The organism is Dyella solisilvae, from assembly GCF_003351225.1.
Classification (GTDB): Bacteria; Pseudomonadota; Gammaproteobacteria; order Xanthomonadales; family Rhodanobacteraceae; genus Dyella; species Dyella solisilvae.
Genome location: NZ_QQSY01000005.1, coordinates 195417 through 208921 on the forward strand (window position 1 = coordinate 195417; position 13505 = coordinate 208921).

The window sequence follows — 13505 nt, forward strand, 5'->3', positions numbered from 1 at the left end:
CGGTCATCGCCGCCGGGCAACCGATGTTGCGCTCGATGGGAAGGATAGCGGCAGACACCGCCACCGACGAGATGCGCGAGATGGCAGCCGGCATTTTCGTGACGCTGACGCGTATGGCGGCGCCACGAGTCGCACCGGGTCACTCGCTTGCCGCCATCTCACGCGGGAATCGACGCTGCTCCGCGCCGGTGGGCGCCAGCCCTGGCCCGCGGCCAAAGCCATGGCCCGCGGCATGGCAAGGGCTGTTCAACCGAACCGTGAACCCGCAGGATGACGCCCATGGCGTCCAGCCCGTTTTCTTCCCGACACCTGACGCGGCAAGCCACCGAGGTCAGGAAAGTCAAAGGGATACAAGCGGCGACCGTGAAAAACCGCTCGGCCGCCCCCATGAGAACGCTGGCCCACTTACCATTCGACGGAGCGCGCCTCCCCTGCCCGGGGCGGCCGACCCGCAAATTCAACCCGATCGACGCAACCCACCGCCTGCAACGCGGATAGAAGGAACGCATGAACACAGCCACCAAGCACAGCCGACTGCTGATCCTCGGCAGCGGCCCCGCCGGTTACACCGCCGCCGTCTACGCTGCTCGCGCCAACCTCAAGCCGACCATGATCACCGGCCTGCAGCAGGGCGGCCAGCTGATGACCACCACCGACGTGGACAACTGGCCGGGTGATGTCGAGGGGCTGCAGGGACCGGCGCTGATGCAGCGCATGGCTGAGCATGCCGAGCGCTTCAAGACCGAGATGGTTTTCGACCACATTCACACAGTGGACCTCAAGCAGCGGCCGTTCCGCCTCAAGGGTGATTCCGGCGAGTACACCTGTGACGCGCTGATCGTGGCCACCGGCGCCACCGCCAAGTACCTGGGCATCGCTAGCGAGGAGCACTTCAAGGGCCGCGGCGTGTCTGCCTGCGCCACCTGCGACGGCTTCTTCTTCCGCGAGCAGGAAGTGGTGGTGATCGGCGGCGGCAATACCGCGGTCGAAGAGGCGCTGTACCTGTCCAACATCGCCAGCAAGGTCACCCTCGTGCATCGCCGCGACAAGCTGCGCGCCGAGAAGATCATGCAGGACAAGCTGTTCGACAAGGCGGCCGCCGGCAAGATCGACCTGGTGTGGAACCACACCGTGGACGAGGTGCTGGGCGACAACTCCGGCGTCACCGGCGTGCGCGTGAAGGACATCAATACGGGCGCCACGCGCGACATCCCGGCCACCGGCTTCTTCGTCGCCATCGGCCACACGCCGAACACGGGCATTTTCGATGGCCAGCTGGACATGCACGACGGCTACATCAAGATCCGCACCGGCCTGAACGGCATGGCCACCATGACCTCGGTAGCGGGCGTGTTCGCGGCCGGCGACGTGGCCGACCATGTCTATCGCCAGGCGGTGACCTCGGCCGGCTTCGGCTGCATGGCCGCGCTGGACGCCGAACGCTGGCTCGACCAGCAGGGTCCGGCGAGCTGATCCTTACTCGTCATTCCGGCGCAGGCCGGAATCCAGTGGAGAGACGGCAGGATTCTCGCGCACGGGATGAGCTTTCAGCCCTTTCGCGACAACCGTGTCTCACGGCAACTGGATTCCGGCCTGCGCCGGAATGACGGCAGAAGTGCACTGATGCGTTAGTCTTGAGAGACGTGATCGAAGCCCGCTTCCACGACAGCATCGACAGCATCCCGGCCCAGGCCTGGGATGCGTTGCGGCCCGACGACAATCCGTTTGTCTCGCACGCCTTTCTCGCCGCGCTGGAACACACCGGTTGCATCCGCGCCGACTGGGGCTGGCAAGCCCATCACCTCGGCCTCTATGAAGACGGCGCCCTGGTGGCCGCTGCGCCGCTGTACCTGAAAGGCAACTCGCACGGCGAGTTCGTGTTCGACTGGAGCTGGGCCAGCGCCTGGGAGCGCGCCGGCGGCGACTACTATCCCAAGCTGCTCAACGCCGTGCCGTATTCGCCGGTGCCGGGTCCGCGCCTGCTCGCCGGCAACGGGCCGCAGGCGGCCGCGCGACGGCACGCGCTTGCCACGGCCATGCGCGCATTGGCCGAGCGCATGAATCTTTCCTCGGTGCATGCCAATTTTCTCGGCGAGGACGAGCTAGCGGCCTTCGACGCGCCCTGGCTGGCTCGTTCCGACGTGCAGTTCCACTGGCGAAACCACGGTTACACGAATTTCGACCAGTTCCTCGCCGCGCTCAACCACAAGAAGCGGAAAAACATCCGCCAGGAGCGCGCCCACGTGGCCGACAGCGGCCTGACCATCGAGATGCGCGCCGGGCATGAACTCGACGCGCAGGTTTGGCGGCGCATCCACGCGCTGTACCGATCCACGTTCGACGCCAAGGGCAACCACGCCGCGTTGACCCGCGCCATGTTCCTCGCCTTTGGCGAGACGCTCGGCCAGCAGGTCAGCGTCGCACTTGCCCGCGACGGCGCAGAGATCATCGCCATGGCGCTGTTCCTGCAGAGCAGCGACACCTTGTACGGGCGTTACTGGGGCGCTTCACGTGACGTGCCTGGCCTGCATTTCGAGCTTTGCTACTACCAGGGCATCGAGCACGCCATACGGCACGGACTGCAACGCTTCGAACCGGGCGCGCAGGGTGAGCACAAGATGGCCCGCGGATTCCTGCCGGTGCGCACGCACTCGCGCCACTACCTGGTGGACACGAACTTCAGGGACGCGGTACGCCACGCCCTCGCGCGCGAGGCCGAAGCCATGGACGACTACGCCGCGGACCTGGCGGCGCACAGCCCCTACGCCCGCCACGACACTGCCTGAGCACGCGGCGGCGCCTGCTCAATTCATCGAGATGCTCGCCACTTTGCCGTCCGCATCCACGCCGAAGCCGAACTTCAGGGTGCTGCCCGGGCCGAAGACGATCAGGTAGTCGCGCCAGGTCATCCCGTTCTCGTGACGGGTTCCCTTGTAGATGAAGTCGGTCGGTGCGCCGAATGGTCCCAACTGGCCAGCCAGGCGCTTCCCAAGCCCCGCCTGCAGCTTCGCCGTCAGACGCGCGCCGAAGCGCGCGCCGTCCACCTTTCCGTTCTGGATCTGCGCAAAGGCGGCTTTGTCAGACGCAGTCGCGGCAGGATCGGCGCCGGCGGCCGGCCTCTTCGCCGCAGCGGCCAGAGCGGGATAGAGCTGATCGAAAATCACGCGGGTCAGCATCTCACCCGGCTCCGGATTGTCGCCGTTGTTGGTGAAGGCAATGATCCGCAGGTCCTGCCGGGGAAAGTACTCGTTGGCGGTGGTGAAGCCGAACGAGCCGCCGGTGTGGCCGATGCGCGGCTGGCCATCGACCTTGTCCACGAACAGGCCCAGGCCGTAATCGGCGCTGCCGTGCTCGGTGGTGGTCACCGAGGTCCCCATCAGGGCGACATGCGCAGGACGGACGATTTTCCCGCCGGCCAGCGCGTCGTTCCATCGCTGCAGATCACCAATGGTGGACACCAGGTTGCCTGCGGACCAGCCCACCGAATCGTGGATGGCGGGGGCGCGCTGAAGCTGGCCGCCCTCGTGGCGGTATCCCACTGCCATCGGCGACAGGCGCCCTTCGTCGGCCATCGTGTAGGTGTGTCGCATGCCGGCGGGTTCGAGCAGGTGCTCACGGATGTACTGATCGTAGGTCTGGCCGGACACCACCTCGATCACCCGACCCAGCAGGAAGTAGCCGGTGTTGGAGTACGACCAGCGGCTGCCCGGCTTGAAGTCCAGCGGCTTGCCGGCCACGCGCGCCAGCACCGCCGCCGGCGTTTGCGGCTTGATCGCGAAAGCTTCGGCGTCTGGCCCGTCCAGGTACTCCGGAAGCCCGCTGGTGTGCGACAGGAGTTGGCGCAGGGTGACCTCGCCAGCGTGCGGCGCGTCCGGCAGATAGGTGGCCAGCGGCGCATCGATGCTGAGCTTGCCGGCTTCCTGGAGCTGCAGGATGGCGGCGGCAGTGAACTGCTTGGTGATGGAGCCGATCTCGAACCAGGTATCCGGCGTCGCAGGCAGGCGAGCTTCGCGGTCCCGCACCCCATAGGCGTGGCGGTAGAGCAGCTCGCCCTTGCGGTACACCGCGACCACCGCGCCCGGCGTCCCGGTGCGGGCCAGCACCGTGTTCACGTCGGCATCGATGCGCCCGGCCGTTGCCGTATCGAGATTCGTGGCGCCGGCCTGCGCCAATGGAAGCATCGTCAAAGACAGCAGCAAGGCGAAGCGGCGCATACACGGCCCGGAACGAATGACGAGGTCCATGATCCTAAATTGACCGCGTGCCGGTAGCATGTGTCGGGAGCCACAGATGCCCAGCCGTACCGCCGATGATCCGATTGCCCCTGCTCGATTCAGCCAAGCCGGAGCACTTTCCCGATCCGCGCAAGGCGCTGATTGAACCGAACGGCCTGCTGGCGTTCGGCGGGGACCTGTCGACCCGGCGGCTGCTGGCGGCCTACGCGCAGGGCATCTTTCCCTGGTTCAACGAGGATGAGCCGCTGCTGTGGTGGTCGCCGGACCCGCGCTGCGTGTTCCACACCGCGAGGCTGCTGCCGAACCGCAGCCTGCGCCGGCGGCTCACCCAGGTGTCGTGGCGCATCACCGTGGACCACGCCTTCCGCCAGGTGGTGGAGGCCTGCGCCGCGCCGCGGCCAGGCCAGGCCGGCACCTGGATTGTCCCGGCCATGATCGAGGCCTACGTCCGCCTGCACGAGCTCGGCTACGCGCACAGCGTGGAGGTTTGGGACGGTGAGCGCCTGGTCGGCGGCGTTTACGGCATCGCCGTGGGGCGACTGTTCTGCGGCGAATCCATGTTCAGCCTGGAGAGCGGCGGCTCGCGGGCGGCGCTGATGGGGCTGGCCCAGTTGCTGCGCCGCTGGGACTTCCCGCTCATCGATGCCCAGGTCACCAATCCCCACCTCTTGCAGCTGGGCGCGGCGGAGTACCCCCGCACCCAGTTCCTGCGCATGGTCGCCCAGCTGACCCACCTGCCCGGCCAGCCCGGCAGCTGGGCGGAATTCACCGGGCTGATCCAGTTGCAGCCCTCAGGCGGCGGCTGACCGGCGAAGCTTCGCCGCGCGATACGAATCAAGGATGTTCTCGCGTACCGGCGTCTCTCCACTGGCGAGCGCGTGCAGCCATTCGCTGGTGCTCAGCACCGCGGCGAAGCGCGACTGCTCCACCACGCTGAACACGCGGTGGATTTCCTCCGCGCTGGCATGGCCCGCGCGATTGGCATAGGAAACCGAGCCGGAGGCATCGTGTACGAATTCCACCTGCAGGCCACGATCGAAGGCGTGCTTGATAGTGGTGTCGTTGCAGTTGTGGGTCATGTAGCCGACCACGGTGACGGTGTCGACGTCGTGCGCGACCAGCCAGTCGGCAAGGCCAGTGCCACTGAAGGCGCTGGGCAGCGGCTTCTGGAACAACGCATCGCGATGGCGACGGGCCACTTCCTGGTGCAGGAGCCAGCCGTCACTGCCTTCGGCAAAGGCCGGGGCATCAGCCGGCGAATGCTGCTGGATCACGATCACCGGCACGCCGGCGGCGGTCGCCGCATCCATGACGCACGCGATGTTGGCCAGCGACTGCGAGGACGGCGGGTACTCGATCTGCAGGTTGCCGGTGAAGTACTCGTTCTGCACGTCGACCACGATGACGGCACGGCGGGGCTGCTGGGACATGGCGCGACTCCTGTCGGATGAAAAGGTGTGTGCATGTTGAGCCCGGTGGCACTTGCGCACGAGTGGCCCGAAGGACAACGATCGCTGCTATCGGGCCAAGCAGGAAACGAAGCCGTGCGCAGCATCCGTGTCGCCGTGGTCGCCTTCGAAGGCATCCTCCCCTTCCATCTGTCGGTGCCCTGCGCGGTGTTCCAGGCGCCATCGCCGGATGGCCCCACACCGTTCCGCCTGCGCGTGTGCTCGGCCGAAGGCAGACAGCTCGGCACCGCCGCTGGCTTTGCCATCGCCACGCCGTACGGGCTGGAGGAACTGGCCCGCGCCGACCTGATCGTCGTGCCCTCGTGGCGCGATCCCGCGGAGCGGCCGCCGGAAGCGCTGCTGGGCGCGCTGCAACGCGCCGCGCGCCGCGGCACGCGAATCGTCGGCCTGTGCCTGGGCGCCTTCGTGCTGGCCTACGCGGGCCTGCTGGACGGCCGCCGGGCCGCCACCCATTGGGGCTGGACGCAGGCACTGGAAGAGCGCTTCCCGGCCACCGAAGTCGATCCGGACGTGCTGTACATCGACGACGGCGCCATCGTCACCTCGGCCGGCGCCGCCGCCGGCATCGACTGCTGCCTGCACCTGGTACGCCAGCTGCTGGGCAGCGAGGTCGCCAACCGCATCGCGCGGCGCATGGTGGTGCCGCCGTTCCGTCGCGGCGGGCAAGCCCAGTTCATCGAACAGCCGCTGCCCGAGGCGCCCGCCGACCGGCGTCTCGCGCGCCTGCTCGAACAGGTGCAACGGCGACTGCACGAGGATCACCCGCTGGATGCGCTGGCCGAGCAACTGGCCATGAGCCGGCGCAGCTTCACGCGGCACTTCCGCCAGCTCACCGGCAGCAGCTTCGGCGACTGGCTGATGACGCAGCGCCTTGCCGAAGCGCAGCGCCTGCTGGAAACCACGCGCCTGCCGCTGGAGCGCATCGCCAGCCGTATCGGACTCGGCTCACCGGTGACCTTGCGCCAGCACTTCCAGCGCGCCTATCGCACCTCACCTGCCAACTACCGGCGCGCGTTCAACGCAACCAGGGAATCCGCCTAGGCTTCCACCGGCTCTCGCGCCAGTTGCCGGCATAACGCCGCCGTGGCCTGGTCGTCGGGGAACCAGCATTCGATGCGCAATTCTTCCACCGTCACGTCGCGCAGCGAGGCGTCCGCTGCAATCCCGGCGCGAAGCTGTTCTTTCCCGAGGAATACCCCGACCTCATCGCCGAGGAGGCGCACAAGCTGTGGCAGTCATGAGCGCGCCGTGAAACCGCGGGGCGGCGATCATCAATCCGCCACGGCGGCATCCATGCCGACAGCCTTGAGCTCGTCGTAGTGTTCCAGGAACAGCGCCACGATCTGCGGATCGAGCTGGCCGCCGGCGGCATTGCGTAGATAGTCGAGCACGTCGTGTTCCGGCCACGCGTGCTTGTACACGCGCGGAAAGCTCAGCGCGTCCCACACGTCGACCACGCTGAAGATGCGCGCCGCCAGCGGAATCGAATCGCCGCTCAGGCCGCGCGGGTATCCTGTGCCGTCCCAACGTTCGTGGTGTGCATAGGGAATGTCGATCGCCGGCCGCAGGAAGGTGGTGCGCATCAGCAGGTCCTTGCCCAGCGACGGATGGGTGCGCATCTGCGTCGTTTCGTCTTCCGTCAGCGGGCCGGGCTTGATCAGGATGGCGTCTGGCAGGGCCAGCTTGCCGATGTCGTGCAGCAGCGCGCCAAATCGAACGTGGCGCAAGGCATCGCCGTCGAGCCCGACGCGCTGCGCCAGCGCCACGGTCATGCGCATCACGCGCTCGGAGTGATCGCGCGTCTCCTTGTGGCGTGCGTCCATCGCCGACACCAGCGCCGTCAACGACTGCTCGTTGCCTTCCAGCAGCGCGTGGTTGAGGCGGTCCATCCGCCGGAACACGCGGCCGATCATCCAGTACAGCAACAGGCCGGAACACAGTACGAAGAAACCGCCCTTCAGGCTGTGCAGCATGCTCAGCGTGTGCTTGTCGTAGCCCAACGAGAACAGCAGGCGATCCGAACAGAACACCCACAGCCACGAGGCCGTCAGATAAATAGCGACAATGCGGATTTGTGGCTTGAGCGTCACCGGATTTCCCATCGCCTGCCAAATCTGTCTGCAGGACGTGCGGAGCATACCCGCGAATGGGCGAGCCGCGATCGTTGTCCACGCATGGCCGTCATCAGGCGTCGACGGGCTCGATCATCACGTCGACCGACTGCCCGGCGTTGAGTCCGACGGTAGCGGCCAGCGATTCTTCCAGCAGCAGCCAGAACGCTCCGGCGCGCTCGACCACCGAACCCTGGAAATCCTGGCCATTGAGGCTGCCGCGCACGCGATGGCCGCGTCCGCATTTCCACAGTGGCCGCGCAGGCGTGGACCATTGAGTGACCGGATCGAATGGCAAGGCCACCGCCCATTGGCTGTGGCCGTTCTGCACAGTGGCGCGAAACGCTACCGCACGATGCCTGGTCATGCCCCGATCCCCTCCTAGCTTTCCCCCGCCAAGAAGATAACGGACGCAGGCCGTCCCGTGTGAGGGTGAATGGGTTCGAGCATGCCTTTGAGGTGCAGACCGGCCTTGGCGAAAGCCGCCAACCAGCCGCCCATGGTGCGGAAATACCACGGGGCCGGTTCGGCAAAACCCTCGCCGCAGCCTGCCCACGAGCCTTCGCGCCAGCCGTCGCGGTAAGGCTTGTCGCCTGTCGCCACCAGCGGATGGAGGGTCTGCACGATCAGGACGCCGCCAGCTTCGAGCAAGCTGGGCACAGCCGCGAGCACGCCGGCCACCGAGTCCTCGCCGAGCAAGGAGAAGTTGCAGACCACCACATCGGCCCGCTCACGCAGTGCGCCCGCCGTCAGCTCAGCGTAGGACAGGACGCGAAAATCACCGCCACCATCCGCTCGCGCCGCCTCGATCAATGACGGCACGGCATCCACGCCGATGACGGCAATGCCGGCGTCGGCCAGCGCACGGGTCAGCCAGCCTTCGCCGCAACCGAGGTCGATCACGCGGCGCGGCGATTGCGCCAGAACAGCGTCGACAATGGCTCGGTCGGTGACGAGCTGCCTGCTTTCGATACAGCCGTTGCGCACCGCGCCTGTCCAGGCGTCCGCGTTGGCCTGCCAGGCATCGAGGATCCGTGACTCCGTCGATGCGCCGGGCATGCGCTGGTCAGCCGGCGCGGCTGGCGTATTTGGTGGCGACGTAGTTGTCGAGGATGCCGATGAACTCGTTGGCGATGTTGTCGCCACGCAGGGTCATCGCCTTCTCGCCGTCGATGAACACCGGCGCCGATGGCGCCTCGCCATTGCCCGGCAGGGAAATGCCGATGTTGGCGTGTTTGGATTCGCCGGGTCCGTTCACCACGCAACCCATCACCGCCAGCGTGAGGTTCTCCACGCCGTCGTACTTCACGCGCCACAGCGGCATCTGCTCACGTACGTGCGATTGCACCGTGCGCGCCAGCTCCTGGAAGAACTCGCTGGTGGTGCGACCGCAACCCGGACAGGCAGTCACCAGCGGCGTGAACGCCCGCAGGCCCATGGTCTGCAGCAGCTCCTGCGCCACGATCACCTCGCCGGTGCGCGAGGCGCCCGGCTCCGGCGTCAGCGAAATGCGGATGGTGTCGCCGATGCCTTCCTGCAGCAGCACGGCAAGTGCGGCGGACGAAGCGGTAATGCCCTTGGAGCCCATGCCGGCCTCGGTCAGGCCCAGATGCAATGCGTAGTCGCAGCGGCCGGCGATATCGCGATAGACCGCGATCAGTTCCTGAACGCCCGAGACCTTGCACGAAAGGATGATGCGCTCGCGCGGCAGACCGATCTCCTCCGCGCGCCTGGCCGAATCCAGCGCCGAACGGATCAGGGCCTCGCGCGCCACGTGCGACGCGTCCCACGGCTCGGCGCGCTGGTGGTTCTCGTCCATCAGGGTGGCGACCATGGACTGGTCGAGCGAGCCCCAATTGGCGCCGATGCGCACCGGCTTGTCGTAGCGCAGCGCCATCTCGATGATCGAGGCGAACTGGCTGTCCTTCTTCTTGCCGAAGCCCACGTTGCCGGGATTGATGCGGTACTTGGCCAGCGCCTCGGCGCAGGCCGGCTCGGCCTCCAGCAGCTGATGACCGTTGTAGTGGAAGTCGCCGATGATCGGCACGTCCACGCCCATCATTTCGAGCTTCTCGCGGATGCGCGGCACCGCCGCTGCTGCGGCCGGTGTATTGACCGTGATGCGCACCAGCTCCGAGCCCGCACGCGCCAGTTCGGCGATCTGCCTGGCCGTGCTGGACGGGTCCTCGGTGTCGGTGTTGGTCATCGACTGCACCACGACGGGTGCGCCGCCACCGACGGTGATCTTGCCGATCTTCACGGCCACGCTGGGTCGACGCGAGGCGGGCTGTGCAGGACGCGGGGAGGAAGAGAGATCGCTCATGGAGTACACGATTTGGGCGGGGGGCCGTATGAGGCTGGCGGCAATCAGGTGAAGGATACCCGAACACCCCGCGGTTTATGCGACAAAACCGCGCAGCCTGCACGCTTCGGCCCCGGGAGCGAGGATCATGAGAACCCTGGAATCGAGCAAGGAACCCGGAGGCCTGACGCACCATGCTCCAGACACTTCACCGCCAGGATGGCGCCCCGCGCATGACCCCATCACCGTCCTGCGCCGGCTGCGGCCACGCATCGGTATGCCAGGCGAGCGGCTACGATCGCGCCGAACTTTCCGGCCTGCGCCACATTGCCGAACGCATCGGTCCCTTGCGCACCGGGGAATATCTGTACCGGCCGCTCTCGCCATTCCGCGCCGTCTATGCGGTGCAGTCCGGCATGGCCAAGACCGTGGCCGTGGACGTCGCCGGCCGCGAACAGGTGCTGGCCTTCCACCTTCCAGGCGAACTGATCGGGCTGGACGCCATCGACCGTGAGCTGCACGACAACGCCGTGGTGGCGCTGGGCAAGACGCAGTTCTGCCGTTTTCCCTACCACGCGATTCGCCAGGTGGCGACCTCGCAGCCCGACGTTCCCTGGCACCTGATGCACGCAGCCAGCCAGCGCATCACGCGCCTGCAGCTGAGCGGCGGCAATTACCTGGCCGAGGAGCGCTTCGCCGCTTTCCTGGTCGATATGCGCGACCGCCGCGCCGTGTTGGGCCTGTCGGCCGATTACCTGCCGCTGCCCATGTCGCGCGCCGATATCGGCAACCACCTGCGCTTGACCACGGAAACCGTCAGCCGCCTGCTGGGCCGCTTCCGCCAGCGCGGCATGATCTCGCTGGATCGACAGGGCCTGCACGTGACCGACCTGAAGACGCTGCGCGAGCTTGGCCAGTCGCTGCTGATGCATTAAGCACGTCCCTTGCAGGAGCGCACAAGCTGCGCTCCTGCCACCAAGGATCTATCCCTAGAGCAGGTGCAGTCCGTCGAACGATTTTCGATGGAGCGCGGCCAGGTCCAGCCCTTCGAGGCAACGCACGTTCAAGGCCACGGTGGCCTCGCCGGTCTTCGGGTCCGTGCCGTAGGCGAATGGCTCGCAGCCGCAATTCGGGCAGAACCGGTGATCGATGCGATGCGTGTTGAATAGATAACTCGACATCGACTCTTCCGGCGTTCGCAGGTGCATCTGCGTGCGAGGCATGAACCACCACAGGATGCCCTTGCGACTGCAATGGGTGCAGTTGCACTCATACACCTGAGCGGGCTCGCCTTCGACTTCGAAGGCGATGCGACCGCAATGGCAACTGCCCTGGTACATGTCGATGACTCCTTGTGGAAAGGACCCCAGACGCCGCCAATCAGGCGGACGCGAGTCAGGTTCGACGCAACGCGCCGGCCAGCATCCGACGCAGCATTCGCTCGCGCAGACCGGACGGCTGGGCGAGGCCCATGCGGGCGATCGCTTCACCTTCGCCTTCCACCGGCGCGCCCGGGCGCGCGATGGCGTGCAGGATGCCGAGTTTGCCGCGCCAGTTGGCGCTGCGTTGCTTGAGCCAGTCGAGGGCCGGCAAAAGGCGCTGTTCCTCGTCGGTGAAATCGCTGCCGAACGGAAACGCTGGCAACAGGCCCTTGGCCTGCCATGGCGCCAGCGCATCACGCAGGAATTCCGGGCGATTGTTGCGCCAGCGCTCAGGCACCTGGAAATCGGCCGCCAGCTTGCCGTTGGACTTGGCCTCGGCGCACAAGGCATCGATGAAGCGGGCATCTGTGATCGACAGCATGGCCTCGATGCATTCGCTGTCGGTCTTGCCGCGCAGGTCCGCCACGCCGTACTCGGTCACTATCATGTCGCGCAAATGGCGGGGGATCGTGGTGTGCCCGTAGTTCCAGCGAATGTTGGTCTCGGCGCCATCCCGGCCGCGCCGGGTCGAGCGCAGCATCAGCACCGAACGTCCTTCGGGCAACTCCTGCGCCATCGCCACGAAGTTGTACTGGCCGCCGACGCCACTCACGACGGCGCCGTCTTCCAGTCCGTCGGACACGGCCGAACCCAGCAAGGTCGCCATCATGCAGGTGTTGAAGAAGCGCGCGCCGCGGCGCTGCATCACGGCCAGCGCCTGGTGGTCGCCATAGAGTTGGTTGACGTTGGACACGCGACACATGTCCAGCGCGTCCGGGTCGTCCCGTTCCAGCTCGCCTATCCAGTCGTACAGCGCCTGCGAACCGAGGAAGAAGGCGCCACGCAGATAGTGGCCACCTGGCGTTTTCGGCGACAGCCGGCCGCTGGCCGCCGCGCGTTCGAGCGCGATGTTGTCCCAGGCGCGCCGCTTGAGGATGCCGGCGCGCTGCAGGTGCATGAATCCGTCCATGACCATCTCGCTCGCGCCATACAGGCCCGTCTTGAACGGCGCCAGCCCGCCCATCCGTGCGGCCAGGGCATGGGTGCTCCCACGCGGATCCAGCGCCACCAGCGCGCGCCGCCACTGCATGTTGTCCTCGTGGCGCCAGCGCAATCCGTAGACGAGCGCATCGGACAATGCCCCGATGCCGATCTGCAGGCAGCCGCCATCGCGCACCAGCGCACTCGCATGCAGGCCGAGCGAGTATTCGACGAGGTCGATCGGCTGCCGCGGCAAGGCGAACAGCTTCGGCAAGGACTCCGGCCGCAACTCCACGTCGAAATAGTCCTGTCTTACCTCAGCGTGACCGCTCACGTACGGCATCTCCGGATGCACCACCGCCACGCACAACGGGCGCGGCTTGCCCGATTGCACCACCTGGTCGATGAAGTCCAGGGTCAGATCGGGATTGCATGACAGGCTGTAACGCACGCCCTCAGGCGTCTGGCGCTTCGCCACCAGTTGCACCAGCAGGTTGATGTCCTGCACGGCCAGGTCGCGCGCCACGTGCGTGTAGTTCTGGCTGATGTAGTTGCGTTGCGCGCTGGGCGAGCGCAGCAGCGCGCCCGACTGCATGTAGAACTCGTGGACGGCCACGTTCGAAGGCAGCGTCTGGCGCGCCTGGTCGATCGCGTATTGCGGATCCACCGCGTCGGCGCCGAAATGCCGCTCGACGAAAGGCGCCACGAAGCGCTGCTCGAAGCCCGGCGCCGGATGCGGTCGCGTCAACGACAGCGCCGTATACAGCGACAACGTGCGCGAGGTGTCGGCGACCGTCAGTTTGTACAGCGCATTGAGAAGTCCATGCGGCTTCCCCAGCCCCAGCGGGGCCGCCACGCGCAGGTCGGGACCGAGCCGCTCGGCAATGTGCTGCGCACAGGCTTCGGTGTCAGTGTGACATTGCTCAGGCGACATGGATCAAGCATGACAGAAGGTTCATTGCGGCGGCATCCCATGCGTCAGTGGG

Annotated in this window: 14 protein-coding genes; 5 read left to right on the forward strand and 9 right to left on the reverse strand. The window is 66.7% G+C overall.

Annotated elements, in window-relative coordinates; genetic code table 11:
• Window positions 1-507 precede the first annotated feature (507 nt).
• Complete coding sequence (gene trxB / locus DVT68_RS17045) at window positions 508-1473, forward strand: thioredoxin-disulfide reductase (protein WP_114826311.1); 966 nt, start codon at window positions 508-510, stop codon at window positions 1471-1473.
• 170 nt (window positions 1474-1643) lie between these two features.
• The gene (locus DVT68_RS17050; RefSeq protein ID WP_114826312.1) at window positions 1644-2786 is read left to right on the forward strand and encodes a GNAT family N-acetyltransferase; all 1143 of its coding nucleotides are present in this window, start codon (window positions 1644-1646) and stop codon (window positions 2784-2786) included.
• A gap of 18 nt (window positions 2787-2804) precedes the next feature.
• On the opposite strand, the gene DVT68_RS17055 is transcribed toward DVT68_RS17050, so the two are convergent.
• A complete protein-coding gene (locus tag DVT68_RS17055; protein ID WP_158543529.1) occupies window positions 2805-4214 on the reverse strand; it encodes a serine hydrolase domain-containing protein in 1410 nt (469 codons plus the stop codon).
• Between the two features lie 95 nt (window positions 4215-4309).
• Between DVT68_RS17055 and aat the strand changes: the two genes are divergently transcribed.
• Window positions 4310-5041: a leucyl/phenylalanyl-tRNA--protein transferase gene (aat, locus tag DVT68_RS17060; RefSeq protein WP_114826315.1), complete on the forward strand. Its 732-nt coding sequence runs from the start codon at window positions 4310-4312 to the stop codon at window positions 5039-5041.
• Here the strand turns inward: aat and DVT68_RS17065 are convergent.
• On the reverse strand, window positions 5027-5665 hold the full coding sequence (locus DVT68_RS17065) for a cysteine hydrolase family protein (protein WP_114826317.1): 639 nt from the start codon (window positions 5663-5665) through the stop codon (window positions 5027-5029). The two genes, aat and DVT68_RS17065, sit on opposite strands and share 15 nt — an antisense overlap.
• Before the next feature lie 114 nt (window positions 5666-5779).
• On the opposite strand from DVT68_RS17065, the gene DVT68_RS17070 reads away from it, so the two are divergent.
• Entirely contained in the window at window positions 5780-6745 is a 966-nt protein-coding gene (locus tag DVT68_RS17070; protein WP_114826318.1) for a GlxA family transcriptional regulator, read from the forward strand.
• Here DVT68_RS17070 and DVT68_RS17075 read toward each other — a convergent pair.
• The 5 genes from DVT68_RS17075 to ispG all read right to left on the reverse strand — a co-directional run bounded on the left by DVT68_RS17075 (window position 6742) and on the right by ispG (window position 10138).
• Window positions 6742-6927 carry a hypothetical protein gene (locus DVT68_RS17075; protein ID WP_114826320.1) on the reverse strand — a complete coding sequence of 62 codons (186 nt, stop codon included), beginning with the start codon at window positions 6925-6927 and terminating at the stop codon, window positions 6742-6744. The genes DVT68_RS17070 and DVT68_RS17075 overlap by 4 nt on opposite strands.
• A gap of 48 nt (window positions 6928-6975) precedes the next feature.
• The gene (locus DVT68_RS17080) at window positions 6976-7794 is read right to left on the reverse strand and encodes an HD-GYP domain-containing protein (RefSeq protein WP_114826472.1); all 819 of its coding nucleotides are present in this window, start codon (window positions 7792-7794) and stop codon (window positions 6976-6978) included.
• Window positions 7795-7888: 94 nt separating this feature from the next.
• Window positions 7889-8182, reverse strand: a complete 294-nt coding sequence (locus DVT68_RS17085) for a DUF1905 domain-containing protein (protein ID WP_114826321.1) — start codon at window positions 8180-8182, stop codon at window positions 7889-7891.
• 14 nt (window positions 8183-8196) lie between these two features.
• Entirely contained in the window at window positions 8197-8874 is a 678-nt protein-coding gene (locus DVT68_RS17090) for a class I SAM-dependent methyltransferase (RefSeq protein ID WP_114826323.1), read from the reverse strand.
• Window positions 8875-8881: 7 nt separating this feature from the next.
• Complete coding sequence (ispG, locus tag DVT68_RS17095; RefSeq protein WP_114826474.1) at window positions 8882-10138, reverse strand: flavodoxin-dependent (E)-4-hydroxy-3-methylbut-2-enyl-diphosphate synthase; 1257 nt, start codon at window positions 10136-10138, stop codon at window positions 8882-8884.
• Window positions 10139-10311: 173 nt separating this feature from the next.
• Between ispG and DVT68_RS17100 the strand changes: the two genes are divergently transcribed.
• Window positions 10312-11052, forward strand: a complete 741-nt coding sequence (locus DVT68_RS17100) for a helix-turn-helix domain-containing protein (RefSeq protein ID WP_114826325.1) — start codon at window positions 10312-10314, stop codon at window positions 11050-11052.
• Window positions 11053-11106: 54 nt separating this feature from the next.
• On the opposite strand, the gene DVT68_RS17105 is transcribed toward DVT68_RS17100, so the two are convergent.
• Complete coding sequence (locus tag DVT68_RS17105) at window positions 11107-11457, reverse strand: GFA family protein (protein ID WP_114826326.1); 351 nt, start codon at window positions 11455-11457, stop codon at window positions 11107-11109.
• A 55-nt stretch (window positions 11458-11512) separates the two neighbouring features.
• A complete protein-coding gene (locus tag DVT68_RS17110) occupies window positions 11513-13453 on the reverse strand; it encodes an acetyl-CoA hydrolase/transferase C-terminal domain-containing protein (RefSeq protein ID WP_114826328.1) in 1941 nt (646 codons plus the stop codon).
• Window positions 13454-13505: the final 52 nt, after the last annotated feature.